This is a genomic window from Streptomyces beihaiensis (assembly GCF_026274175.1).
Taxonomy (GTDB): Bacteria; Actinomycetota; Actinomycetes; order Streptomycetales; family Streptomycetaceae; genus Streptomyces; species Streptomyces beihaiensis.
In genome coordinates this window covers 37,700-63,106 of the sequence record NZ_JAPHNL010000079.1, presented here as the reverse complement: position 1 = coordinate 63,106, position 25,407 = coordinate 37,700, and the positions used below count along the sequence as shown (strand labels likewise).

Annotated in this window: 22 protein-coding genes; 7 read left to right on the top strand and 15 right to left on the bottom strand. The window is 70.7% G+C overall.

Annotated features, from left to right (window positions below; genetic code table 11):
* Positions 1-42: 42 nt before the first annotated feature.
* From OFY01_RS09655 to OFY01_RS09645, 3 genes are read right to left on the bottom strand one after another with little or no spacing between them, the layout of a single operon-like run.
* Positions 43-843, bottom strand: a complete 801-nt coding sequence (locus OFY01_RS09655) for an HAD family hydrolase (protein ID WP_266598299.1) — start codon at positions 841-843, stop codon at positions 43-45.
* Entirely contained in the window at positions 840-3,314 is a 2,475-nt protein-coding gene (locus tag OFY01_RS09650; RefSeq protein ID WP_266598297.1) for a phosphoribosyltransferase, read from the bottom strand. Before OFY01_RS09650 ends, OFY01_RS09655 begins: the two co-directional genes overlap by 4 nt.
* Entirely contained in the window at positions 3,311-4,501 is a 1,191-nt protein-coding gene (locus OFY01_RS09645) for an HpcH/HpaI aldolase/citrate lyase family protein (protein WP_266598295.1), read from the bottom strand. The genes OFY01_RS09650 and OFY01_RS09645 overlap by 4 nt, the downstream gene beginning before the upstream one ends.
* 185 nt (positions 4,502-4,686) lie before the next feature.
* Between OFY01_RS09645 and OFY01_RS09640 the strand changes: the two genes are divergently transcribed.
* Entirely contained in the window at positions 4,687-5,538 is an 852-nt protein-coding gene (locus OFY01_RS09640) for a TerD family protein (RefSeq protein ID WP_266598293.1), read from the top strand.
* A 36-nt stretch (positions 5,539-5,574) separates the two neighbouring features.
* Here the strand turns inward: OFY01_RS09640 and OFY01_RS09635 are convergent, their stop codons facing one another.
* The 6 genes from OFY01_RS09635 to OFY01_RS09610 all read right to left on the bottom strand — a co-directional run bounded on the left by OFY01_RS09635 (position 5,575) and on the right by OFY01_RS09610 (position 10,264).
* Positions 5,575-6,309 carry a TerD family protein gene (locus OFY01_RS09635; protein WP_266598291.1) on the bottom strand — a complete coding sequence of 245 codons (735 nt, stop codon included), beginning with the start codon at positions 6,307-6,309 and terminating at the stop codon, positions 5,575-5,577.
* A gap of 187 nt (positions 6,310-6,496) precedes the next feature.
* Complete coding sequence (locus OFY01_RS09630; protein WP_266598289.1) at positions 6,497-7,636, bottom strand: DUF475 domain-containing protein; 1,140 nt, start codon at positions 7,634-7,636, stop codon at positions 6,497-6,499.
* Between the two features lie 70 nt (positions 7,637-7,706).
* Positions 7,707-8,282: a TerD family protein gene (locus OFY01_RS09625; RefSeq protein WP_266598287.1), complete on the bottom strand. Its 576-nt coding sequence runs from the start codon at positions 8,280-8,282 to the stop codon at positions 7,707-7,709.
* Positions 8,283-8,440: 158 nt separating this feature from the next.
* Positions 8,441-9,016 carry a TerD family protein gene (locus tag OFY01_RS09620; protein WP_266598285.1) on the bottom strand — a complete coding sequence of 192 codons (576 nt, stop codon included), beginning with the start codon at positions 9,014-9,016 and terminating at the stop codon, positions 8,441-8,443.
* Between the two features lie 156 nt (positions 9,017-9,172).
* Entirely contained in the window at positions 9,173-9,640 is a 468-nt protein-coding gene (locus OFY01_RS09615; protein WP_266598283.1) for a peroxiredoxin, read from the bottom strand.
* Between the two features lie 180 nt (positions 9,641-9,820).
* Complete coding sequence (locus tag OFY01_RS09610; RefSeq protein WP_266598281.1) at positions 9,821-10,264, bottom strand: DUF3052 domain-containing protein; 444 nt, start codon at positions 10,262-10,264, stop codon at positions 9,821-9,823.
* Between the two features lie 443 nt (positions 10,265-10,707).
* Between OFY01_RS09610 and aceE the strand changes: the two genes are divergently transcribed.
* Both aceE and OFY01_RS09600 read left to right on the top strand, forming a co-directional pair.
* Positions 10,708-13,455 (top strand): pyruvate dehydrogenase (acetyl-transferring), homodimeric type, encoded by a 2,748-nt coding sequence (gene aceE / locus OFY01_RS09605; protein WP_266598279.1) that lies wholly within the window; start codon positions 10,708-10,710, stop codon positions 13,453-13,455.
* Between the two features lie 81 nt (positions 13,456-13,536).
* Positions 13,537-14,442: a potassium channel family protein gene (locus OFY01_RS09600; protein WP_266598278.1), complete on the top strand. Its 906-nt coding sequence runs from the start codon at positions 13,537-13,539 to the stop codon at positions 14,440-14,442.
* Here OFY01_RS09600 and OFY01_RS09595 read toward each other — a convergent pair.
* Positions 14,423-14,821 carry a peptidase inhibitor family I36 protein gene (locus OFY01_RS09595; RefSeq protein WP_266598277.1) on the bottom strand — a complete coding sequence of 133 codons (399 nt, stop codon included), beginning with the start codon at positions 14,819-14,821 and terminating at the stop codon, positions 14,423-14,425. The two genes, OFY01_RS09600 and OFY01_RS09595, sit on opposite strands and share 20 nt — an antisense overlap.
* Before the next feature lie 222 nt (positions 14,822-15,043).
* Positions 15,044-16,654, bottom strand: a complete 1,611-nt coding sequence (locus OFY01_RS09590; RefSeq protein WP_266598276.1) for an MFS transporter — start codon at positions 16,652-16,654, stop codon at positions 15,044-15,046.
* A 122-nt stretch (positions 16,655-16,776) separates the two neighbouring features.
* On the opposite strand from OFY01_RS09590, the gene OFY01_RS09585 reads away from it, so the two are divergent.
* The 3 genes from OFY01_RS09585 to OFY01_RS09575 all read left to right on the top strand — a co-directional run bounded on the left by OFY01_RS09585 (position 16,777) and on the right by OFY01_RS09575 (position 19,798).
* Positions 16,777-17,421, top strand: coding sequence for a TetR/AcrR family transcriptional regulator (locus OFY01_RS09585; RefSeq protein WP_266598275.1), 645 nt, complete (start codon positions 16,777-16,779; stop codon positions 17,419-17,421).
* Positions 17,422-17,562: 141 nt separating this feature from the next.
* Positions 17,563-18,789, top strand: a complete 1,227-nt coding sequence (locus OFY01_RS09580; RefSeq protein ID WP_266598274.1) for an alpha/beta hydrolase — start codon at positions 17,563-17,565, stop codon at positions 18,787-18,789.
* Between the two features lie 67 nt (positions 18,790-18,856).
* A complete protein-coding gene (locus OFY01_RS09575) occupies positions 18,857-19,798 on the top strand; it encodes a DUF4429 domain-containing protein (RefSeq protein WP_266598273.1) in 942 nt (313 codons plus the stop codon).
* 69 nt (positions 19,799-19,867) lie between these two features.
* Here the strand turns inward: OFY01_RS09575 and OFY01_RS09570 are convergent, their stop codons facing one another.
* On the bottom strand, positions 19,868-20,887 hold the full coding sequence (locus tag OFY01_RS09570) for an aldo/keto reductase (RefSeq protein ID WP_266598272.1): 1,020 nt from the start codon (positions 20,885-20,887) through the stop codon (positions 19,868-19,870).
* A gap of 5 nt (positions 20,888-20,892) precedes the next feature.
* A complete protein-coding gene (locus OFY01_RS09565; RefSeq protein ID WP_266598271.1) occupies positions 20,893-21,360 on the bottom strand; it encodes a MerR family transcriptional regulator in 468 nt (155 codons plus the stop codon).
* Positions 21,361-21,529: 169 nt separating this feature from the next.
* On the opposite strand from OFY01_RS09565, the gene OFY01_RS09560 reads away from it, so the two are divergent.
* A complete protein-coding gene (locus OFY01_RS09560; protein ID WP_266598270.1) occupies positions 21,530-22,339 on the top strand; it encodes a serine hydrolase domain-containing protein in 810 nt (269 codons plus the stop codon).
* A gap of 7 nt (positions 22,340-22,346) precedes the next feature.
* Here the strand turns inward: OFY01_RS09560 and OFY01_RS09555 are convergent, their stop codons facing one another.
* Both OFY01_RS09555 and OFY01_RS09550 read right to left on the bottom strand, forming a co-directional pair.
* Positions 22,347-24,596 (bottom strand): MMPL family transporter, encoded by a 2,250-nt coding sequence (locus tag OFY01_RS09555; RefSeq protein ID WP_266598269.1) that lies wholly within the window; start codon positions 24,594-24,596, stop codon positions 22,347-22,349.
* Between the two features lie 108 nt (positions 24,597-24,704).
* Positions 24,705-25,358 (bottom strand): pirin family protein, encoded by a 654-nt coding sequence (locus tag OFY01_RS09550; RefSeq protein WP_407700311.1) that lies wholly within the window; start codon positions 25,356-25,358, stop codon positions 24,705-24,707.
* Positions 25,359-25,407: the final 49 nt, after the last annotated feature.

Sequence of the window (25,407 nt, the reverse complement as noted above, 5' to 3'; positions counted from 1 at the left end):
CGGCACGGGCGCACGGCGCGGGCCCACCGCGCCGCCGCCGCACTAGATGGCCGCCAGGAAGCCCCGCAGCACCGCCTCCCCCGCCAGCACTCCCCGCTCGGTCAGGACGGTGACGCCGGGGCCCGACCACCCCACGTCCGCCAGCTCCCCGTGGCCGGGCCGCCAGCCGCGGTCGGCCGCGCGCAGCAGGTCGACGTCGAGGAGCGAGTCCCCGGCGCCGAGCACCGTCCCGGCCCCGGTCCGCCGCGCCACCTCGCGCACCGCGGCGCCCTTGGTCAACGGCTTCGGCACCGCGTACACCTTGCGCCCCTGCAACGAGACGCCCCAGCCCAACTCCTCGGCCCACGCGGCGAGTTCCTTGACCCATTCGTCCGGCAGCAGCTCCCGCTCCACCACCAGATAGGCGAACAGGTCCTCCGCGACCCGTTCCTTGAGCAGCCACCGCTCGTCGGCGGCCCGGACCATGTGCTCCCGCACCTCGGCCGGCGGCGCGCACTCGGCCGCCAGCCGCGCCCCGACAGCGGCCCGCCAGTCCGGGTCCGAGACCCCGTCGACCAGCAGATGCCCGCCGTTGGCGCAGATCGCGTACGCCGGAGCGGGGCCCGGCAGTCGCACTCGCCCGTACTGCTCGCGGGTGCGTGTCGTCGTCGGCACGAACACCGCGCGCCGGCCCAGCTCCACCAGCAGCTCGGCGGCGTCCTCGGTCACGTACGACAGCGGCTTGCCCTGGTACACCTCGACGCACAGCAGCCGGGGCGCCTCGGCGTCCGGCACGGTCAGGCCCAGCGCCCCGGCGGAGTAGATGAGCGTACGGTCCAGGTCGCTCGCGACCACCACGGTCACTTCGCCGCCACCGCCTTGCCGTCCGCGCCGGTGGCGCCCCGCGTGAAGCGCGGATGGATCAGGCCCACACAGGTGTACGGCAGTCCGTCCACCTCCTCGACGGGGACCCCGCGCTGCTCGGCGAGGAGCCGCACGTGGTCGAGGTCCGCGCCGGCGTCGGCGCGTGCCAGGATCTTCCACGGCACGCGCCGCAGCAGCACGCGTGTGGTCTCGCCGACGCCCGGCTTGACGAGGTTCACGTCGTGGATGCCGTACTCCTCGCTGATCCGCTCGACGGCGGCCCACCCTTCCCAGGTCGGCGCGCGGTCGGTGCCGAGCAGCTCCTTGACCGACCGGTCCACCGCGTCACCGACCTCGGCGAACCGCTCCGAGACCACGTCCAGGAACCGGCCGGACAGGTCCGAACCGGCCAGCTCGCGGTAGAACTTGGCGCCGTGGAAGTCGTCGGGACCGACCAGGTCGGCCCGGAGCACGGTGCGCGATATGAGTCCGGAAACCGTCGAGTTGAGGCAGGCGGAGGGGATGAGGAAGTCCTCGCGCGTCCCGTACGTGCGCACGCACGAGCCGGGGTCGGCGAGCACGGCGATCTCCGGGTCGAACCCCGTCACGCCGCCCCCCTCCTCGAACTGCCTCACGGCTGCGGCGAGTTCACGCGTGATCGCCCCCTTGCCCGTCCAGCCGTCGACGAATACGACGTCCGCCGGGTCGTGGTGGGCGGCGAGCCAGCGCAGCGCGTTCGCGTCGATGCCCCGGCCGCGCACGATCGAGACCGCGTAGTGCGGCAGGTCGATGCCGTGCCTGGTCCGGGCCCAGCGGCGCATCAGTACGCCGACCGGCGTCCCGGCCCGTGCGAGCGAGACGAGGACCGGGCGCGGCGAGCGCTCGGCGAGCACGGTCTCGGTGACCACCCCCACCGCGTGCGCGATCCGGTCGGCCGACGCGTCGAGCGCCGCGTGGAACAGCTCCTGGTACTGGTCGCTGGGCTGGTACTCCACCGGCAGCGACTCGGCGTAGTGCGCGCCGCCGTTCTGGACGGCCTCCTCGCGCTCCTCGGTCGGGGCCTCCAGCGCCACGTCCGAGAGGTCCTGCAGCAGCCAGCCGACCTCGTCGGGCGCGTACGAGGAGAAGCCGGGGCCGCGCAGCGGCTCGGGCAGCGCCCCCGGCGCCGGCCCGGACCGCCGGGTCGTGGAGCGCGCACCGGGGACGTACGAGGGGATCACCGCGACGACGACCCTGGCCACGTGCCCGGACAGGCGGTCCAGCAGCCCGCCGGGGGCGGTCAGTTCGGCCGTGTCGGCGACGGAGTCGAGGACGACGACGACCGTGTCGAAGCCGCCGCCCGCCACGTTGTACGCGTACCGCTCGCCGGGGCCGTCGGCCGGGGCGTCGTGCGCCGGGAAGACGAGACGGGTACGGATGGCGTAGCCGGGGTCGTCGACGGCGAGGACCGGGGAGCGGGTGGTCGTGGAGTAGGCGGTGTCGACGCCGGACTCCTCGAGCGCGGTGGCGAGCCGCAGCGGCGCGTACATCAGTTCCTCGGTGCCCAGGACCAGGACGCGGCCTGCCACGTGGGGCGCGAGCCGCGCCGCCATGCCGGGCAGCGCCGCCTCCAGGCGGGCCCGGTGCCGCGGTGTGAAGCCGTGCCGCCCGCCGTCGGGCACCCCGGCGGGCCACCCGAGGTCGACCCGCACGGTCTCGCCCCGCCCCACCGCGGGATCGGGCACGCTCTCGTGCGCGGCGACCAGCGCCTGGCCCTTTTCCAGGACTCCTTCGGGCAGACGCACCGTGCCGCGTGCGGCGACGACCAGGTCGACGCGGGCGCCGATCTCACGGGCGAACGCGTCGAGACGGCCCTGGTCGTCAGGGGAACGCATGTCGACGAGCGCGACGATCACGTAGTGGTCGCGGGCGTGCAGGCGGTGCAGCGCGCGGACCGTGTTGACCACGGTGTTGCCCGTCGAGAACTCGTCGTCGACCAGGACGAGCGGGCCGTCGCCCGCGAGCAGCGTCGGGTCCTCGGGCAGCAGCAGGTGCGAGGTGGCGTGCGAGTGGGACTCCTCGAAGCCGCCCGCGCGGGCCACGCCGTCGACGGGGCGGCGCGTGGAGTGCAGGTAGGGCGCGCTGCCGATGCCGTCGGCGACCGAGTGGCCGAGCCCCGTCGCGGTCTCCGCGTAGCCGAGCACCACCGCTCGGGCCGCCGCGTCGTCGCCGAGCAACTCCCGGACGCGTACGCCCAGTTCGTGCCCCGCGCGCCACACCACCGACGGGCGCTGCGGAACGTGCTTTCCCAGCACGTTCGACACCAGCAGGTGGGCGCGCCTGGGGTTGCGGCGCAGCGCGAGGCCGAGCAGCCCGCGCAGCTCCGGGTCACCGGCCAGCTCGACGCCGAGCCGCTGCGCGACCCACGTACCGGACCACACCAATTCCTCGCTCCTTGCTTCCGTTGCCGCCGGGGGCCGGGCGCCGGTCATGCGGGCAGCCCCGCCGCCAGCAGTTCCACGAAACCGACGTCCTCGCGGGCCACGCCGAACACCTCCGCGCGCCGCAGGGTGCGCTCGGCCCATGCGCGGTGCGGCTTCACCTCGTTCATCTTGTTCGTGTACGCGGATCTGAGGACGCCCCCGCCGCCGCGCTCGGGCCGCAGGATGTCCCGGGCGTCGCAGTACTCCTCGTGGCTGACGACGGACAGGGCGTGCACCGGCAGGACGTGCGAGGGGTGGATGCAGGTCTTGCCGAGCAGGCCGTTGGCCCGGTCCAGCTCGACCTCGCGCAGGAGGCCGTCCAGGTCGTGCTCGATGAGGGTCTGGCGCAACGCGTCGGCGCGCACCTCCAGGAAGGGGCTGCGGCGCAGTTGCGGCTTGAACATCCGCTCCTGGTGGCGGAAGTACTCCCACACCGGCCCGGTCACCGTGAATCCCGTGCCGTCCGCCCGGCCCAGGCAGTTGACGACGTCGGCGATGACGGAGGCGACGATCTGTACGTCGTACGCCGTCAGCTCGGGCGGTCTACGCAGCCCGTACGCCGAGCAGAAGTCGGTGACGCCCAGGCGCAGCGCGAGGACGCGGTCGCGGTACTTGTCGACGGTGCGGTAGATCCCGGCGAGCGTCTCCGCGCGCGTCTCCAGGTGGAGCAGTTCGGGCGACTCCAGGACCGGCATGACGAGCAGCCGCCGCCCCGCGGGCGCCACGGCGTCCCGCTCCGCCTCGGCGGCCAGCAGCGCCTCCAGGAAGGGCACGCCCCGCTCCTCCGTGAACTTCGGCAGCACGAAACCGGACAGCAGTGCCACGGCGGGGCCCAGGCGGCGGACGAGGGCGAGGATCTGCTCGGGCGTCCTGACCCGGATGAACAGCAGGGGTGGCTCGGCGCCCGCCGCCACCCGCCGCGCCAGGTCGGCGAACTGACGCACCAGGTTCTCCTCGGCGCCCGCCACCTCGGCGTCGTCGATCGAGTCCTCCAGGCAGAGCACCATGGACACGACGCCATGCGCCGCCTGGCGCAGCACGTCGTCCGCCAGGCGCGGGCGGGTGGCCGGGCTGTAGAGCGTGGCGCCGAGTGCCACGGCGAGTGTGCGGGGCGAGGAGTCCACGCCGAAGCGGCCCGGCTCCGTGTGGAAGAGACGTGCGCGCACCTCAGGGGCGACGTGCCCGAAATGACGCATAGGACTCCCCCGTGGTGCCGCCGACGACCGAACCGAACTACTGAAGTGGCTGGTAATAGTACGTACAAGGCTGCGTCAAAGGTTCCCGGTTGCCGTGAAATTCTGGTAACCCGACGGTGTCGCTCGGCAGCGTACTGCGCACCCCCGCGTTGTCCGGGCCGCTCGCGGGAGGGCAGGATGACGACATGACGCACGCGATGCTCAAGGGGGCGAACATCCCGCTCGACGCCACGGCGGTCCGTGCCGTGCTGCGCTGGTCCCCGGGCCAGGGTGTGCCGGACGTGGACGCCTCCGCGCTGCTGCTCGGGGCGGGCGGCCGGGTCCGCTGCGACGAGGACTTCGTCTTCTACAACCAGCCGCGCCACCCCTCGGGGACGGTCTGGCGGCTCGGCAAGAAGCGGGTGACCGAGGGGCTGACGGACACGGTGGGCGCGGACCTCGCGGGCGTCGAGGCCGAGGTCGGCCGGATCCTCCTGGTGGCCTCGGCGGACGACATCGCGTTCGAGAACGTACCGGCGCTCGCCCTGGAGGTGTACGACGCCGCGTCCGAGGGCGGCGAACCGGTCGCGCGCTTCGACATCAGGCCGGAGACCGGCGCCGAGACCGCGCTGATCTGCGGCGAGCTGTACCGGCGCGGCGACGGCTGGCGGCTGCGCGCGGTCGGCGAGGGCTACTCGAACGGCCTGGTGGGGCTCGCCACGGACTTCGGCATCTCGGTGGACGACTCCGCGCCCGACGAGGAGCCGGTGCGGGAACCGGCCGGCCCCGCTCCGCAGGCCGGTACGCAGGCACCGGCGGCGGCGCAGGCCCCGGCCAGAACTCAGGCCCCGGCCGCCGCCCCGGCGCCCACGGCCGCTCCGTTCCCGCTGCCGCCCGAGCAGCCGCCGGGGTACGGCTACCCGCCTCCGCCCGCGACACAGCCCGCCCCGTCGGCCCAGCCCGCCTACGGCTATCCGCAGCCCGTCGCGGCGGCGGTGACGGGCGCCGACCCGGAGTTCCGGCTGCCGCCGCAGGGACCGCAGTTCATCAGGGGGTGAGCGGGGGCCGCGCCGGACGGGGCGTCCAGGGGCCCGCTACGCCTTCGACTTGTAGCCCCGCCCCCACTGCAGGCCCCACCCGTACAGCCGGTCGAGCTCCGCCTGGAACCCGTAGACGAACTTGACCTCGCGCCGCACCATGAGGTCGCCCTTGACGTTCTCCAGGGAGACGACGGCGCAGGAACGGGCCTGCGGGGCGCGCTCGTCGAGGCCGATCTCGATGCGTGGCCCGTTGCTCGGGTAGAGCGTGACGACCGCGTGCGTACGGTCGAAGGCCGGGGTCTGGTCGTAGATGTAGACGAACACGAGCAGCCGCTTGATCGAGTCGCGGTGGTCGAGATTGACGTAGATGGTCTCGCCCGAACCGGAGCCGAACCGGTCGTCGCCGCTGAGCTTGATGTACGGCGGGGCGTTGAGCTCCCCGAAGAAGTTGCCCAGCGGCTGGACCACGCCCTTCTCGCCGTCGGCCAGCTCGTACAGGCAGCCGAGGTCGAGGTCGACGTTGACCATGGACTGGGTGTGCGCCTGCACGACGTCCGGCGTGAACATGCTCAGCGGGTGCCGCAGCAGACTCTTGCGCTCGGGACCGCCGATGTCCGAGGTCCTCATCCGCCAGGACAGATTGATGCGCAGGTTGCCACTGGCCGCGCCCTGCTTGGCGAGTGAGACGGTCGAGTGCCGTTTGGTCAGCTCGATCGCGTTGGTCGCCGCGCTGCCCGAGTCGAACTCGAACTGCGCGCGCCCGCTCCACAACCGCCCCCACAACGACATGACGCCCCCAAATGCCCCAACTCGCGCGTACGTTGCCCACGCACGCTGCCGAACAAGCCGAACACACCGAACAAGTCGAACGGGGCGGCCGGTGAGGACTCGTCCTCGTACGACCGCCCCGTTCAGAGGGTTCCAGCATCGGCCCCCGGGGCAAACCCCGGGGCCCGCCCAAACGGGCCGAGTCCGGTCAGACCGTCAGCTCAGCCTTGTCCGAGTCCCCCGCTTTTCCCGCTTCGGCCGCCTCCGCCTTGTTGCGGCGGACCGACGACCAGAACGACCAGGCGATCAGGACGACGCCGACCAGACCGGTGATGACCTCGTTGATCTCGTGCTGGATGGTGACCAGGAGAATCACGGCGAGCGCGCCGATGGCGTAGTGCGCGCCGTGCTCCAGGTACACGTAGTCGTCGAGGGTGCCCTGGCGGACCAGGTAGACGGTGAGGGACCGGACGTACATGGCGCCGATGCCCAGGCCGAGCGCCATCAGGACGATGTCGTTGCTGATGGCGAAGGCGCCGATCACGCCGTCGAAGGAGAACGAGGCGTCCAGGACCTCCAGATAGAGGAACATGAAGAAGGCGGCCTGGCCCGCGAGCACGACGGCCGGCTTCTTCTTGCCGGTGCGCGCCGCCTCTTCCTCCTCCTCGTGCTCGCGCTCCTCCTCTTCCTCGAGACGGTTCTCGAAGAAGCCGGACAGACCACCGACGAAGAGGTACGTGATCAGGCCCGCGACGCCCGCGATGAGCACCGTGGACTGCTTGTCGACGTGCACGCCGCCGTGCTGGTGGGCGTGGAGGGCGAATGTCATGGAGGCGACCAGCAGGACGATCATCGCGATGGCGACCGAGAGCATGTCGACCTTGCCGAGCTTGGCGAGGGGCCGCTCGATCCAGCGCAGCCAGACCACGTCCCGCTCCTCGAAGATGAAGTCGAGGAAGATCATCAGCAGGAACATGCCACCGAAGGCGGCGATGGCGGGATGCGCGTCCGTGACCAGCTGCTGGTAGCGGTCGGGCTGGTTGAAGGCCAGGTTGACGGCCTCGATCGGGCCCATCTTGGCCGTGATGGCGACGATCACGACGGGGAAGACCAGGCGCATGCCGAAGACGGCGATGAGCACGCCGACCGTGAGGAAGATCTTCTGCCAGAAGGCGTTCATCTTCTTCAGGATTCCGGCGTTGACCACCGCGTTGTCGAAGGAGAGCGAGATCTCCAGGACAGCCAGGATGGCGACCACCCCGAACGCGGTCCATCCGTCGTAGAAGACGGCCGCGATCAGGCCGAGCACGGTGATCGCGAACGACCAGCCGAAGGTTTTCAGTACCACTGGCTACCCCATCGTCTGTACGGGTTACCCCGTGCTGGTTGTACGGGGCTCCCCCGCTCCGCGCACGGCTTTACGAAACATTGACCCCAAAGTCTAGAGCGATGCCGCGCAGCCCCGACGCGTACCCCTGTCCGACTGCGCGGAACTTCCACTCGCCGCCGTACCGGTAGACCTCGCCGAAGATCATCGCGGTCTCGGTGGAGGCGTCCTCGGAGAGGTCGTAGCGCGCGAGTTCCTGACCGTCGGCTTGGTTCACGACGCGGATGAACGCGTTGCTGACCTGGCCGAACGTCTGGCCGCGGGCGTCCGCGTCGTGGATCGAGACCGGGAAGACGATCTTGTCGCAGGCGGCCGGGACCTTGGAGAGGTCGATGAGGATCGACTCGTCGTCACCCTCGCCCTCACCCGTGAGGTTGTCACCGGTGTGCTCGACCGAGCCGTCGGGGCTGGTGAGCTGGTTGTAGAAGACGAACCACTCGTCGCCCATGACCCGGCCGCCGGTGCACAGCAGGGCGCTGGCGTCCAGGTCGAAGTCGGCGCCCGTGGTGGAGCGTGCGTCCCAGCCAAGTCCGATCATGACCTGTGTGAGGTTCGGTGCGGCCTTGGAGAGGGAGACATTGCCTCCCTTGGCGAGCGTGACGCCCATGATCGTGGTCCTCCCCGATGTGTGGCTGTGCTGTGCTGTTGTCGGACTGGTGCTGTCGGGCCGGTCGCCGGCGGGCCGGTGCCGTGAGGCCAGCGCGTCCGGCGCCGCACTGCGCGAGTGCGGCGCCGGACGCGTGGCTTCCGTGGCGCTGGGTCGCCTCAGACGTTGACGCCGAAGTCCTGCGCGATGCCGCGCAGGCCCGACGCGTAGCCCTGACCGATGGCACGGAACTTCCACTCGGCGCCGTGCCGGTACAGCTCGCCGAAGACCATGGCGGTCTCCGTGGACGCGTCCTCGGACAGGTCGTAGCGCGCGATCTCGGCGCCGCCCGCCTGGTTCACTACGCGGATGAACGCGTTGCGCACCTGACCGAAGGACTGCTGGCGGTTCTCCGCGTCGTAGATGGAGACCGGGAAGACGATCTTGTCGACGTCGGCCGGGACGCTCGCGAGGTCGACCTTGATCTGCTCGTCGTCGCCCTCACCCTCGCCCGTGAGGTTGTCGCCGGTGTGTTCCACCGAGCCGTCGGGGCTCTTGAGGTTGTTGAAGAACACGAAGTTCTGGTCGGTGCTGACCTTGCCCTCCGCGTTCGTCAGGATCGCGCTGGCGTCCAGGTCGAAGTCCGCGCCGGTGGTGGTGCGGACGTCCCACCCGAGGCCCACGACGACCGCCGTGAGGCCAGGGGCCTCCTTGCTCAGCGATACGTTGCCGCCCTTGCTGAGGCTGACTCCCACGTGTCCTCCCTTTGGTCTTCAGGGGCGGGGAGCCCCGTAGTGCGTCTTGGTACCGGATCAACGTCTGGATCCTAGTGAGGGGTTCCCACCCCCGGCGAGGCTTCACACAGGGGTGTCGCCTCGGCCGGGCACCTCACCCGCACCGGGTGTCACGGGTCAGAGCGTCTCGAGCGCCGTGACGTACTCGTTCAGGTCACGGGCGTCGGGCAGGCCGTTGACGACCGTCCAGCGGACCACGCCCTCCTTGTCGATGACGAAGGTGCCGCGCACCGCGCAGCCCTTCTCCTCGTCGAAGACGCCGTAGGCACGCGAGGTCTCGCCGTGCGGCCAGAAGTCGGAGAGCAGCGGGTACTCAAGGCCCTCCTGCTCGGCGAACACCCGCAGGGAGAACGGGGAGTCGTTGGAGACGGCGAGCAGCTGCACGTCGTCGTTGACGAACTTGGGCAGCTCGTCGCGGAGCGCGCACAGCTCGCCGGTGCAGACCCCGGTGAAGGCGAACGGGTAGAACAGCAGCACCACGTTCTTCTCGCCTCGGAAGTCCGAGAGCTTCACGGTCTCGCCGTGCTGGTTCTTCAGCTCGAAGTCCGGAGCCTTGGTGCCGGTCGTGATGCCAGCGAGCGCCATGATGAAGCTTCCCTTCGACGGGGCTGTTCGGGTGGCCTCAGCCTAGTGGCTCGCCCCGAGGAGCGGTTCTCCGCCTGTGGAGAAGCAGCCGTGGCAAGAGCCGCCGCGGAAGAGCTGTGGCCCCGGCGGGGCGCAAAACCCGCCGGGGCCACACAACGAATCCCGTTTCCGCCGGGACGGCTACCGCTTCTTGGCGGCCGCCGCCTTCGGCGTGGCCAGGCGGCTGCCCGACCAGTCCTTGCCCACACTGACGCTCTTGCTCGCGGTCAGACCCGCGGTATTGGCAGCGTCACTGACCTCACTCGGCTCGACATAGCCGTCGCGGCCGGTCTTCGGGGTCAGCAGCACGATGGGGCCGCCTTCCTCGATGTATGCGATGGCGTCCACCAGCGCATCCGTCAGGTCCCCGTCGTCCTCGCGGAACCAGAGCACCACGGCATCGGCAACGTCGTCATAGTCCTCGTCGACGAGCTCGCCATCCTCACCGATAACCTTCTCGATGGACTCGCGGAGCTCCATGTCGACGTCATCGTCGTAGCCGATCTCCTGGACCACCTGCCCGGCAGCGAAGCCCAGCCGTTCGACCAGACCCTGTGTGTCCGCGTGGTCCGCGGTCGCGCTCACGGATTGCCTCCTGATCATGTTTACGAAGTTGTCTGCGGCCCCGCGCGCACACGCGAAGCGTTGGCCGTAGTCCACACGTGCGCGACGGATCGCGCAAGTACCCGACCGTCAAGACCGCCGAAACGGTGACGTTCCAGGCAGTGTCACCTCAACTCTGAGTAAGGATCCCCCAGGATCGGTGACCTGCGCCACACCATTCTGCCGGGTTTGCCCGCCCTGCACCGCCGACGGGTACGAACGGGACCGTACACCCAGCCGGAACGCGTGAGCGAAATGGGCGTATCGTTGCGATTCGTTCGCGCCCCTGACGGCACCCGCCCCGCACCTCACGCTGTCCGCAGTCCACCCCCGGGTAGAGATGACGATTGCGGATCCGAGGTACACGATGGACCAAGGCGTATCCGACAGTGGAACAGTGGCATCACCGACAGTGAAGGAACAGCGTGGCTTCCGGATCCGATCGCAACCCGATCATCATTGGCGGTCTTCCCAGCCAGGTCCCGGACTTCGATCCGGAGGAGACCCAGGAGTGGCTCGACTCCCTTGACGCCGCCATCGACGAACGCGGCCGCGAACGCGCCCGCTATCTGATGCTGCGGCTGATCGAGCGGGCCCGTGAGAAGCGCGTGGCCGTGCCCGAGATGCGCAGCACGGACTACATCAACACGATCGCCACCAAGGACGAGCCGTTCTTCCCCGGCAACGAGGAGATCGAGCGCAAGATCCTGAACGCGACCCGCTGGAACGCCGCGGTGATGGTCTCCCGCGCCCAGCGGCCCGGCATCGGCGTCGGCGGTCACATCGCCACCTTCGCCTCCTCCGCCTCTCTCTACGACGTCGGCTTCAACCACTTCTTCCGCGGCAAGGACGACGGCCGCGGCGGCGACCAGGTCTTCTTCCAGGGCCACGCCTCGCCGGGCATCTACGCCCGCGCCTATCTCCTGGACCGGCTCACCGAGGACCAGCTCGACGGGTTCCGCCAGGAGAAGTCGAAGGCGCCCGACGGGCTCTCCTCCTACCCGCACCCGCGGCTGATGCCGGACTTCTGGGAGTTCCCCACCGTCTCCATGGGCCTCGGCCCGCTCGGCGCGATCTTCCAGGCCCGGATGAACCGCTACATGGAGGCCCGCGGCATCGCCGACACCTCCACGTCGCACGTGTGGGCCTTCCTGGGCGACGGCGAGATGGACGAGCCGGAGTCGCTCGGCCAGCTCTCCATCGCCGCCCGTGAGGGCCTCGACAACCTCACCTTCGTCGTCAACTGCAACCTTCAGCGCCTCGACGGGCCGGTCCGCGGCAACGGCAAGATCATCCAGGAGCTGGAGTCCCAGTTCCGCGGCGCCGGCTGGAATGTGATCAAGCTCGTCTGGGACCGCAGCTGGGACCCGCTGCTCGCCCAGGACCGCGACGGCGTCCTGGTCAACAAGCTCAACATCACGCCCGACGGCCAGTTCCAGACGTACGCCACCGAGACCGGCGCGTACATCCGCGACCACTTCTTCGGCGACGACCACCGGCTGCGCGCCATGGTCGAGCACATGACCGACCAGCAGATCCTGCACCTGGGGCGCGGCGGCCACGACCACAAGAAGATCTTCGCGGCGTTCACGGCGGCCAAGGAGCACAAGGGTCAGCCGACGGTGATCCTGGCGCAGACCGTCAAGGGCTGGACGCTCGGCCCGAACTTCGAGGGCCGCAACGCCACGCACCAGATGAAGAAGCTGACGGTCGACGACCTGAAGGGCTTCCGCGACCGGCTGCACCTGCCGATCCCCGACAAGGAGCTCGAGGACGGCCTGCCGCCCTACTACCATCCGGGCCGCGACACCGACGAGATCCAGTACATGCACGACCGCCGCAAGGCGCTGGGCGGGTATGTCCCGACCCGCGTCGTGCGCGCGAAGCCGCTCCAGCTGCCCGACGACAAGGCGTACGCGACCGTGAAGAAGGGGTCCGGTCAGCAGTCCATCGCCACCACCATGGCGTTCGTCAGGCTTCTGAAGGACCTCATGCGGGACAAGGAGATCGGTAGGCGGTTCGTACTGATCGCCCCCGACGAGTACCGCACCTTCGGCATGGACTCCTTCTTCCCGAGTGCGAAGATCTACAACCCGCTCGGTCAGCAGTACGAATCCGTCGACCGTGAACTGCTGCTCGCCTACAAGGAGTCGCCGACCGGCCAGATGCTGCACGACGGCATCTCGGAGGCGGGCTGCACCGCGTCGCTCATCGCGGCCGGCTCGGCCTACGCGACGCACGGCGAGCCGCTGATCCCGGTGTACGTCTTCTACTCGATGTTCGGTTTCCAGCGCACCGGGGACCAGTTCTGGCAGATGGGCGACCAGCTCGCGCGCGGCTTCGTGCTCGGCGCGACGGCGGGCCGCACCACCCTGACCGGCGAGGGCCTGCAGCACGCCGACGGCCACTCGCAGCTGCTCGCCTCGACGAACCCGGCCTGTGTCGCCTACGACCCGGCCTACGCGTACGAGATCGCGCACATCGTCAAGGACGGCCTGCGTCGCATGTACGGCCCGACCGCCGACGGCAAGCCCGGCGAGGACGTCTTCTACTACCTCACCGTCTACAACGAGCCGATCCAGCACCCCGCCGAACCGGCCGACGTCGACGTCGAGGGCATCCTCAAGGGCATCCACCGCATCAGCGCAGGGTCCGCGGGCGAGATCCCCGCGCAGATCCTCGCCTCGGGCGTCGGCGTCCCGTGGGCGATGGAGGCGCAGGAGATCCTCGCGCGGGAGTGGAACGTACGGGCCGACGTGTGGTCCGCGACGTCCTGGAACGAGCTGCGCCGCGAGGCGGTCGAGGTGGAGCGCCACAATCTGCTGCACCCCGAGGAGGAGCAGCGCACGCCCTACGTGACGCGGAAGCTGTCCGGGGCCCAGGGCCCGTTCGTCGCCGTGTCGGACTGGATGCGGTCGGTGCCCGACCAGATCGCCCGCTGGGTGCCCGGCACGTACCAGTCGCTGGGTGCGGACGGCTTCGGTTTCGCGGACACGCGGGGCGCCGCGCGCCGCTACTTCCACATCGACGCGCAGTCGGTCGTGGTGGCGGTGCTGACGGAACTGGCCCGTGAGGGGAAGGTCGACCGCTCCGCTCTGAAGCAGGCGATCGACCGGTACCAGTTGCTCGACGTCGCCGCGGCCCACCCGGGCGCGGCCGGCGGCGACGCGTGAGGCGCACCCGATCGGACGCCTGAGCGGTGGGCGGCGGGGCCGGTGGCCCCGCCGCCCACCTGCCTTTCCTACGATGCGGCCATGAAGGAGCAACCGGCGCAGATCCAGTGGGAACGACGTACGCAGCGACCTCTGCTGGCCCTCGCGGTCGCGTTCGCCGCCGCCTACGCGCTCCCCATCGTCGAACCGGACGCCTCTCGCGCGGTGCACACGGCGTGCATGGTGGTCGAGTGGGTCGTGTGGGGCGCCTTCGCCCTCGACTACGTGGTCCGGCTGCTTCTCTCGCCGGCTCGCTGGTTCTTCGTAAGGACGCATCTTCTCGACCTCCTCGCCGTGGTGCTTCCGCTGGCGCAGCCCCTGCGGCTGCTGCGGGTGGTGTCGACTCTGCTGCTGGTCGGCAAGCGGGCCCGGATGGCGGAGCAGATCCGGCTGACCATGTACGTCGGCGGCGCCGTGGTGGGCCTGCTGATGTTCGGCTCGCTGGCCGTGCTGTCGGTGGAGCGGGGAGCGCCGCACAGCAACATCAAGACGCTGGGCGACGCCGCGTGGTGGTCGTTCACCACGATGACGACGGTCGGCTACGGCGACTTCGCGCCCACGACGGGCCTGGGGCGGCTGCTCGCGGTCGGCCTGATGCTGTCGGGCATCGCGCTGCTCGGTGTGGTCACCGCCAACATCGCCGCGTGGTTCATCTCCCGGTTCGACCAGGACGAGGAGGGCGCGCGCCGCCAGACCGAGGCGATCGAGACGCTCACCCGGGAAGTGGCGGCGCTGCGCTCTCAGGTGGCGGCCCTCTCGCACGCGGGGCGCACGGCGCCCGCCGAGACGACACCGACCGACCCGGCACCTGCCGTCCTGACACCCACCGACCTGGCACCTGCCGGCCCGACACCCTCCGACCCGACACCGCGCACGGCCGGTGGTGTCGCCGCCGAGTCCGCTGCGGCCGATCGGACTCCGGCCGACGCTATCTCTCCCAGATCTTGAACGCCCTGATCCGGTAGGGGGATTCCGGCGCCCAGGTGCCGCTGCCCGGATAGGTCTGGAACTCCGCCGTCTCGCCGCAGGTCGCCGACTGGTACGCGGTCACGGGGTGACCGGTGCGGTTGGCGAGGGACGCCGCGCTGCTCCCCTCCGGCAGTGCGATGCAGCTCTCGATGTCGGTGTTCGTCAGTTCACGGACGGACTTGTGCCCCTTGAACCCCGGTTTGTCCCACAGGCACAGCTGGCCCGCCCCGCAGTCGCCGGACGTGGGCGGCGCCGCCGCGGCGGCGAGGCCGGGTGTCAGCGCCATCGCGGCGAGCGCCGCCGCGGCCGTGGCCGTGAGCCTGGGCATGGTCTTGAACGTGGTCTTGAACGTACGCATGCGCGTCAACCCCCGTGTCGTATGGACCAGTTGCGGTCGCCACTGATCAGCTGTCGACACTCTGGCCCGGAGGGGCCGCTTCCGGGAAGGGCTGACGGGGCGACGTCACCCGGACAAGCGAAAGCTCCCGGAGAGTTCCCCGGGAGCTTCCCCCACATGAGCGGTTTCGGCAGGCGAAGGCCATTGGGGGTTCGCCGGACCCGCCGGTCCCCGAGGTCCGCGTCAGACGTGTGCGGCGCCCGCTCCCGCCTCCGCGTTGGACCCCCGCTTGGTCAGCAGCGCGACCAGGACGGCGACGACCGCCACCCCCGTCGCGACCAGGCAGGCCGCGCTCATCCCGGAGATGAAGGTGTCGTGCGCCACGCTCGTGATCTTCTCGGCGAGGGCCGCGGGAGTGTGCGGAGGCACCGGCGCGACGCCGACCTGAACGGCCTCGGACGCCTGGTCGAGCTGGGCCGGGGTGAGCGGCGGCAGCTTGGCGGCCGCCCAGTTCCCGGCCAGGTCGCTGTCGACCCGCGAGGCCATCACGGCGCCGAGCACGGCGGTGCCGAGGCTGCCGCCGATCTGCATCGCGGCCTGCTGGAGGCCACCGGCCACACCCGACAGCTCCATCGGCGCGTTGCCGACGATGACCTCCGTGGCACCCACCATGACCGGGGCCAGGCCGAGACCGAGCAGGGCGAACCAGACGGACATGATGCCGCTGCCGGTGCCCGCCTCCATCGTGGACATGCCGTACATGGCGACCGCCGTGCACACCATGCCGCCCGCGAGCGGGACGCGCGGGCCGAGCTTCGTGATCAGCGCGCCGGCCAGCGGCGAGCCGACGATCATCATGCCGGTGAGCGGAAGCAGATGCAGACCGGCGTCGATGGGGCTCATGCCGTGCACGTTCTGCAGGTAGAACGTGACGAAGAACAGCCCACCCATGAAGGCGATGGCCATGAGCATGATGAGGACGACGCCGGCCGTCAGCGACACCGACCGGAAGAGCCCGAGCGGGATCAGCGGCTCGGCCACCCGGGCCTCCCAGTACGCGAAGACCGCGAAGCACACCGCCGACACGGCGATGAACATCCATGTCCTGCCGTCTCCCCAGCCCCAGGTGGGCGCCTTGATGATGGCCCACACCAGGCAGAACATCGCGCCGGACAGCAGCAGGATGCCGGGGATGTCGAAGGAGCGCGGCGCGTTCTCGGCGCGGTGGTCCAGGAGGATCACCAGGCCCAGGACGAGGGCGACGACGCCCACCGGCACGTTGATGAAGAAGACCGACTGCCAGCTGACGTGCTCGACGAGCAGGCCGCCGAGGATCGGGCCGCCCGCGGTCGAGGCGCCGATGACCATGCCCCAGATGCCGATGGCCATGTTCAGCTTCTCGGCCGGGAAGGTGGCCCGCAGCACGCCGAGCGCGGCGGGCATGAGCAGTGCGCCGAACAGGCCCTGGAAGACGCGGAACGTGATGACCAGGGCGATGCTGTTCGACAGGCCGATGGCCCCCGAGGCGCTGGCGAAGCCCACCACGCCTATGAGGAACGTCTGGCGGTGGCCGAACCGGTCGCCGAGCTTGCCCGCGGTGATGAGGGTGACCGCGAGGGCGAGGAAGTAGCCGTTGGTGATCCACTGGACGTCGGCGAAGCTCGCGCCGAGGTCCTTCTGGATGGCGGGGTTGGCGATGGCCACGATGGTGCCGTCCAGGGCCACCATCATCACGCCGATCGCGACGGAGAACAGCGTGAGCCAGGGGTGCCCCCGCAGCCCCTTGGGCGGTGCCGGGACGGCTGCGGGCTCCGGTGCCCGGTCCGCCTTGTCGACAGTGGTCTGACTAGTCATGCCTTCGAGGCTAGTGACAGCTGCTGACAGTTGACAGAGCATTTCACTAGTCGGTAACTGTCACGTCGCTCACACTATGCTGAGCTGCACGAACAGCGAGAGACAGAGGACCCGAAGAATCCATGGCGGCCGCCCCCAACCTGCGGGAACTCAAGAAGCAGCGCACCCGCGACGCCCTGCTTCGCGTCGCGCTGGAACTCTTCACGACGCAGGGCTTCGACCGGACGACCGTCGACGAGATCACCGCGGCCTGCGAGATCTCCCAGCGCACGTTCTTCCGCTACTTCGCCAACAAGGAGGAAGCCGCCTTCGCCGTGCAGGAGATGGTCGAGGCCGGGTTCATCGAGGGGCTGCGCCAACGCCCGCCCGGTGAAAGCCCGCTGGAGGCACTGCGCGGGACGCTCCTGGACACCTGGGACGCCATGAACCGGTCCGTCGAGGAGGTCGTCCCGGTCGAACTCCACATGCGCGCCTACCAGATGATCGAGTCGACTCCCTCACTGCTCGCCACCCACCTGCGCCGCTCCATGGAGCTGGAGGAGCAGGCCGCGCGCGTGATCGCCGAGCGCGAGGGGCTCGACGTACACACCGACCCCCGGCCGCGCGTGCTGGTGGCCGCCTTCGGCGGCGTCCTGCGGATGACGGGACACCTGTGGGGCGCGGGTGGCGATCCGAGCATCGACGCGATCCGCGCCCTCACCGAGTCCTACCTCGACCACCTCAAGCCCGCGCTCGGCGAACAGTGGTGCGACGACGACACCGAGTGACCGGCCACGGCCGACAGACGCTCACCGAGGGTGAGAGTTCGACAGCAACTAGGCGTGGTTCTACCGAAATACACCCGGGAACGCGTGATCTGCCTCACCCGCCGCACGGAGCCGGGTGCGCTTCTCCTAGGGTGTCCCGCAGTGACTTCCTTCGACTCCTCCCCCCACCAGCTGAACGTCTGGCGCGCACTGCTCGCGCTGGCCGTCGTGTTCGTCATGCTGGCGACCACCGGCTGGACCGCCGTACGTCAGCACAAGGCGGTCACCTCGCCCGTGCAGGCCGCGCTGTCCGCCTGGGAGCACGGCCGTGTCGACGGGCACGCCCTGCCCGCCCCCGACAGCTCCCCCGCCCGTCTGTCGCACTTCTTCGCCTCGCTCACCGCGCCCCAGCGCGAACGGCTCGCCGAGCGCTATCCGCTGGCCGTCGGCAACATGAACGGGGCCCCGCTGTCGCTGCGTTACCGCGCCAACCACGTCGCGCTCGAACACGCCCGCGAGGTCGCGCACAAGCGCATGTTCGACAAGCGGCTCTCGGACGTCGGCCACGCCGACGCCAAGAAGCGCATGCAGCGCTTCGCGCACCTGGCCGCCGGAGGCCGCGAGATCCTCGCCTTCGACCCGATGGGCGGCGGCCGCGTCGCCGAGGTCTTCGGCGACATCCGCACGGCCGACCGGATCTCGATCGTGGTGCCGGGCGTGGGCACCAACCTCCTGACGTTCGAGCGCACCTCACGGCCCTACTCCGCCCCCGTGGGCATGGCCCGCGCCCTGTACGCCGCCGAGCGCGCCGAGAGCCCGGGCACCCGCACCGCGGTCATCGCCTGGGCCGACTACACCGCGCCCGACGGCCTCGGTGTGGACGCGGCCACCGCGATGCGCGCGGACGAGGGCGCGGTCCGGCTCAACGCACTGCTCCACGGCGGCCTGCCCGGACGCGCCCCCGTGGAGCTGTTCTGCCACAGCTACGGCACCGTGCTGTGCGGCGTCGCCGCGCACCGCCTGCCCGCCCGGGTCACCGACATCGCGGTCGCGGGCAGCCCCGGGATGCGCACGCGGAACGCGGCGGGCCTCGGCACCCACGCGCGCGTGTGGGCCACGCGCGACAAGGACGACTGGATCCAGGACGTGCCGTACCTGGAGGTGGGCGGTCTCGGCCATGGCGCCGACCCGGTCTCCTCCGCGTTCGGCTCGCGCGTCTTCGCGGCGGGCGACGCCAAGGGGCACGCCGGATACTTCACGCCGGGCACCGAGAGCCTCGCCAACTTCGCCGACATCGGGACTGGCTCGTACCGATCGGTGCGGTGCGCCGACTCGCATCCCGACTGCCGGAATGGTTTTTCCGGTGAGTCCCCCTCCCGACGCGCGTAGAAGTCGGTACAAACGCGGTTTCGCGCAACAGGCGACGGAGCGGCGCCCGCCGCCTACGATGAGCCGCATGGGTGACGTACTGGCCGGATTTCATGCCGCCTGGGAGCTCACGACGGACTCCCTGCTCATCCGCTTCGAACGGGGAATCCGCACACCGAAGCTCCTACAGGTGCTCGGAGAGCGCCAGATCCCCCTGGAAGCGGTCAGGACGGTGACCGTGACGCCTGGCAAGCGCGGCACCGTGGTCCTGCACGCCGAGCCGAGACCGGGCGCCGATCCACTCATGGACGCCGCCCGGGGCCAGCTCAAGGCGGCCAGCGACCCGTACCGCCTCGTGCTGCCCGCCCAGAAGGCGGAGCTCGCCGAGCGCCACGCCGACGAGCTGCGCGAACGGCTCGCCAAGGCCGCCGCCGACCGCACCTGCGATGCCGCGGGGAGCGACGACGACCGCCCCGACGCCTACCTGGTGGCGCCGCCCAGGGTTCCGCTGCCCAAGACCCCCTTGCAGTTCAAGGCGTACGACGGGAAGGCGTCCTTCGACGGCTCGGCGGTCTTCTTCCGCTGGTTCTGGACGGGGGCGTCGTCCGCGAAGTGGAAGGCGGGCGACAAGTCGTTTCCCGTCGCCGAGCTGTGCGGCGTCGAGTGGCGCTCCCCCGAGCTGTCCGACGGCCATCTGCGGCTGCTGCGCCACGGCGCGTCCGAAGACCGACCGGCCGGGCAGGCCGACCAGGACCCGGCCGCCGTCGTCTTCGGCGGCGGGTACGGGCCGGTGCACGAGTCGCTGCCGTTCGCGGCGTCGGTGCTCGCGGCCGTCCGCGCGGCGGGCCGGACGGTTCCCGCCACCGCCGCACCGGCCGGGCCGTCGCACACGGCGCCGGTACCGGCGCCGCGGCGCGACCCGGCCGACATCGCCGACCGCATCCGTCACCTGGGTGAGCTGCACCAGGCGGGGCTCGTCACGGACACGGAGTTCTCGGCGAAGAAGGCGGAACTGCTCGCGGAATTGTGAGCGACTGCGCCGAGCGCGCGTCTTGCCCCGCGTCTTGCCACGTGACGTGCCGCGCGTGTCACCGCGCGGTCACTCGCGCCCGGCCGACGTGGGCGTCATGTCGGCGTACCGGTCGCCGGACACCCGCGCCGCGATCGGCTCGAGGCGGGCCAGCTCGTCGTCGGTGAGCGCGATCCGCGTCGCCGCGGTGTTCTCCTCCACGCGCGTGCGCTTGCGCGTGCCCGGGATCGGCACGACCGGGAGACCGAAGGTCTCCGCCTGCCGGTGCACCCAGGCCAGTGCGATCTGGCCGAGCGAGGCGCCATGGGCGTCGGCGATGCCCCGTACGGGCTCCAGGAGGGCGGCGTTCGCGGCGGCGTTGTCCCCGGTGAACCGAGGCTGCCGACGGCGGAAGTCGCCGTCGGTCAGCTCCTTGTCGGCGTCGACGAAGGCGCCGGTGAGGAAGCCTCGGCCGAGCGGCGAGTAGGGCACGAGCCCGACGCCGAGTTCCGCCGCGGCCGGTACGACCGAGCGTTCGATGTCGCGGCTGAACAAGGACCACTCGGACTGGACGGCCGTGATCGGGTGGACGGCGTGCGCGGCGCGCAGCTCGGCCGCGGTGACCTCGCTCAGTCCGAGGTGCTTGACCTTGCCCGCGGCGACGAGTTCGGCCATCACGCCGACCGTCTCCTCGATCGGCACGTCCGGGTCGCGGCGGTGCATGTAGTACAGGTCGACGGCATCGACGCCCAGGCGCCGCAGGCTGGCGTCGATGCAACTCCTGATGTACGCGGGGTCGTTGCGGATGATGCGCTGGGTGGTGTCCAGTGGGTCGGCCGAGTCGGCGCTGATGGCGAACTTGGTCGCCAGGACGATCTCGTCGCGGTGGTCCTTGACGAAGGGCGCGAGGAACTCCTCGTTCTCGCCCATGCCGTAGACGTCGGCGGTGTCGTAGAAGGTGACACCGAGTTCCAGGGCGCGTTCCAGGGTGGCCCTGGCCTCGTCGGCGTCGGTCGGCCCGTAGGCGAAACTCATGCCCATGCAGCCCAGGCCCTGCACGCCCACCCGGGGACCATCGGTGCCGAGGCCGACGGTTGTGATGCCGGTCATGCGGTTCACGCCCTCTCCTGTGCCGTGCGGACGCCGGCGTAGATATCGATCTTGTAGTCGAGCACGGCCAGGGTGTCCTGGAGCTCGGCCATCCGGTTCAGGACGTCCCGGCGGGTGGACTCGAGCAGTTGCCTGCGCTCGTCGAAGGTCTCCTCGCCCAGGCGCACCAGCTCGGCGTAGCGGACCATGTCGGCCACCGGCATGCCGGTGAGCCGCAGCTTGGCGACGAGGGCGAGCCAGTCGAGGTCCCGGTTGGTGTAGCAGCGCTGGCCGGTGTGCGAGCGGCTGACGTCGGACATGAGGCCGATCCGCTCGTACCAGCGCAGGGTGTGCGCGGTCAGTCCGGTGACGGCGACCACTTCGCTGATCGTGTAGCGGTCCTCGCCGTCGGGGCGCGGGTGGGTCGAGGGGTCGGGCTTGCAGGTTCCGGGTGGGTGCGTGGCCCGTGCGGGCGTGGTCTCCATCACCGTCATGGGCCCTACGCTAGAACCCTTGAGTGCACTCCAAGCAAGCGGTTCCAGGAGTGCGACGTGCGCCGCATCGATCTGGGTGCGACACCTGAGGGTGAACGGTTGTACGCGTCGCTCGGGTTTGTCCACACCCCCGCTCCGGCCATGCGTCCGACGTTCTAGTCTCGTACACATGCAGAGCCTCGCGTTGATCGAGAACTGGCCGGTGCCCACCGCCGCCGCTGCCGTCGTCCGTGCCGACGGAAGCGTGGTCGGGGCACACGGCCCGACGGGCCGTCGCTTCGCGCTGGCCTCGGTCACCAAGCCGCTCACGGCGTACGCGGCGCTCGTCGCGTACGAGGAGGGGGCGGTCGAGCTCGACGAGGCCGCGGGCCCCGAGGGGGCCACGGTGCGGCACCTGCTGGCGCACACCAGTGGGCTCGCGTTCGACGAGCACAAGGTGATGAACGAGCCGGGGACCCGACGGCTGTACTCGAACGCCGGGTTCGAGGCGCTCGGGGACCACATCGCCAAGGCGACCGACATCCCGTTCGCCGAGTATCTGAGACAGGCCGTGCTCGACCCGCTCGGCATGACCGCGACCACACTGGACGGCTCACCCGCCAAGGACGGGGTGTCCACCGTCGACGACCTGGTGAGGTTCGCCGCCGAGGTGCAGGCGCCGCGGCTGCTCGACCCGCGGACCGTGGCCGAGGCGATGACCGTGCAGTTCCCGGGCACGAAGGGGGTGCTGCCGGGCTACGGACACCAGAACCCGAACGACTGGGGGCTCGGCTTCGAGATCCGGGACCACAAGTCGCCGCACTGGACGGGCGGTTCGTCGTCGCCGCGGACGTTCGGGCACTTCGGGCAGGCCGGCACGTTCCTGTGGATCGACCCGGACGCGCGGGCCGCGTGCGTGGCGCTGACGGACCGGGCGTTCGGGCCGTGGGCGACCGAGGTGTGGCCGGTGTTGACGGACGCGGTGCTCGCCGAGCTGTAGGGAGGCGTCACTCGCGCCGCGGTGAGGGCTGTGGGCCGGCGGCGAGGCTCTCGCCCGACCCCTCGGTGTCGATGTGCGGCAGGATCCGTTCCAGCCATCGAGGCGCCCACCAGGCGCGCGGACCGAGCAGCGTCATCACGGCGGGCACCATGAGCAGCCGGGCCACCGTGGCGTCGATGAGGACGCTGACGGCGAGTCCCAGGCCCAGCATCTTGACCACGATGTTGTCGCTGATGATGAAGGCCGCGAAGACGCTCACCATGATCAGCGCCGCGCATGTGATCACGCGCGCGGTGATCTCCAGTGCGTGGGCGACGGCGTCCTGCGCGTTCCCGATGCGCAGCCACGCCTCGTGCACCCGGGAGAGCAGGAAGATCTCGTAGTCCATGCTCAGCCCGAAGATGATGGCGAACATCATCATCGGCACATAGCTCTCGACGGGGACCTTGCCGTGGACGCCCAGCGCGGACCCTCCCCAGCCCCACTGGAAGACGGCGACGACGACACCGTACGAGGTGGTGATCGACAGGACGTTCAGGACGGCTGCCTTGACCGCCACGAGGAGGCCGCGGAAGACCGCGAGAATGATCAGGAAGGCCAGGCCGACCACGACGCAGATGATGAGCGGCAGACGGCTCGCGACGATGTCGCGGAAGTCGACCTGCGCGGCCGTCGTCCCGGTCACGTATCCCTTGGCGGCCGTGCCGGACACCGCGTCGGGCAGGGTGTGGTGGACGAGCCGGTTCGCGAGATCGGTGGTGTCCGCGCTCTGCGGGCGCTGCGCCGAGTAGACACTGCCGATCAGCACGTCTTTGTCGCTCGTCGGCGACAGCGGGGTGACGAGGGAGGTTCCGGACGCGCCGTTGAGCGCCTGCTGGATTGTGGACGCCAGGTCCGAGCGTTGTGCGACCGGTACGGAGCTCTGGTCGACGACGACGGTGAGCGGCCCGTTGGCGCCGGGGCCGAACGCGTCGGAGATCAGGTCGAAGGCTCGTCGGTCGGTGTAGGACGTGGGGTCGGCGCCGTCGTCGATGTGGCCGAGCTGGATCGAGAAGACGGGGACGGCCAGCACCGCGATGACGACGAGGCCGCCGATCAGATAGCGCAGCGGATGGTGCTCCACGCGTCGGGCGTATCGGTGCCAGGTGCCATGGGCGGCGTCCCCCTCGGGGTCGGTCTCGGCGACGGGCCTGTGCACCCGGTAGCGGTCGACCGCCGGACCGATCGCCCCCAGCACGGCCGGCACGAGAGTGAGCGCGCTGAGTACGGCCGAGACGACCGTGACGGCCGCGGCGAGGCCGAGTTTGCCGATGAACGTCACGCCGGAGGCGTACAGGCCCATCAGGGCGACGATCACCGTGGTGCCGGAGACCAGCACCGCCCGTCCGCTGGTGGCGGTGGCGTGGCCGGCGGCGCGCACCGGGTCCGCGCCGTCCATGAGGTTCTGCCGGTGACGGGTGATCAGGAAGAGGGCGTAGTCGATGCCGACACCGAGGCCGATCATCGTGGCGAGCGTGGGCGAGACCGTGGCGAAGACGAAGGCGATGGCCAGCAGTCCCAGGCACGCCAGACCGCCGACCACCCCGATCAGGGCCGTGACCAGCGGCAGGCCGGCCGCGATCACACTGCCGAAGCCGATCAGCAGGACGACGACGGCCACCGCGAAGCCGATCAGCTCGCTCAGCCGGTCGTCGGTCTCGGGCCGGGCGAGTTCGCCGAGTCCTCCGCCGTACTCGACGTCGGCGCCGGCGGCTCTCAGCGGCTGTACAGCGTGGTCGACCCCGCTGAGGTAACCGGCGCCGAGGCGGGAGGGCTGCTCGTCGAAGCGGACCGTGATGTAGCCGGTCCTGCCGTCCGGGGACAGCGGGCCGACCTTGGACGAGGGGGCGGTCAGCGGGTTCTGCGCGGCCAGGACGTGCGGCAGTTTCTGCAGGTCGGCGACGGCACCCGAGATCTGCGAGCCGAGCGCGGACAGGGGCTTGCCGGCGTCGTGCAGGACGATCTGGCTGCTGAAGCCGCCCGCCTTCGGATCGTGCGCCCGCAGCACCTCCAGGCCCTTCTCGGACTGCACGTCGGTCAGGGTGAAGTCGTCGGAGTACTGCCCGCCGTGGGTCTGGTTGAGGGCCTGCAGCACGCCCAGGGCCACGACCCACACGGCGATGACGATCACGAAGTGGCGGGCGCACCACTCACCCAGCCGACGCAGTCCGCCTCCGGGGGCCTCGCCCCGTTCCCTGGTTGTTTCTCGTTCCGCCATGCCCTCGGTCCTTGTCCGCCGGGTCGGTGTCCGACACCGCCATTCGACCCTTCGCGGACGCCCCGGGCATCTCAGGGCTCACACGGATACGGCCGTCCGGCCGACCGGTCACTCGGGCATCTCCCAGACCAGCAGTTCGGCGTCGGACACGGCCAGCGTCTGTGGTCCCGCTTCCCCCGTGACGCGCGCGGCGTCGCCCGCGGCGAGTTCCGTGCCGCCGAGCCGCACGGCGCCGCGCACGACATGGACGTAGACGTGGGAGGCGCCCGGCAGTTCGGTGCGCCCGCCCGCCGCCAGGCGGCGCACGTGCAGCATGGCGCCCGCGGCGGGCACGTCGTACGGGGTCGAGTCGGCGATGCCGCGCACGACCTCGTACCCAGGGGCGCCGCCGGGGTCGCGGGGGGCCAGCCACATCTGGACGAAGGTGAGCGGGACGGTGCCGTCGTTGCGCTCGACGTGGCGGACGCCGCCGCCGGAGCTGAGGCGTTGTACGTCGCCGGGGCGGACCCGCGTCTCGTGGCCCGTGGAGTCGCGGTGGGTCAGTTCACCCTCCACCACCCACGTGACGATCTCGGTGTGGCTGTGCGGGTGTTCGTCGAAGCCGGCGCCGGGTGCCAGGTGTTCCTCGTTGCAGGCGAGGATCGCGCCGAAGCGGAGGTTGTCCGGGTCGTAGTGCGGGCCGAAGGAGAAGGCGTGGCGGGACTCGATCCCGGCCTCGGGCTCGCCGCCGGGGTAGCGGTCGCCGGAACGACGTACGTCAATCACCCGGTACACGGTAGACCCGCGCGCCGGCGGGGCCGATGGCGGATCC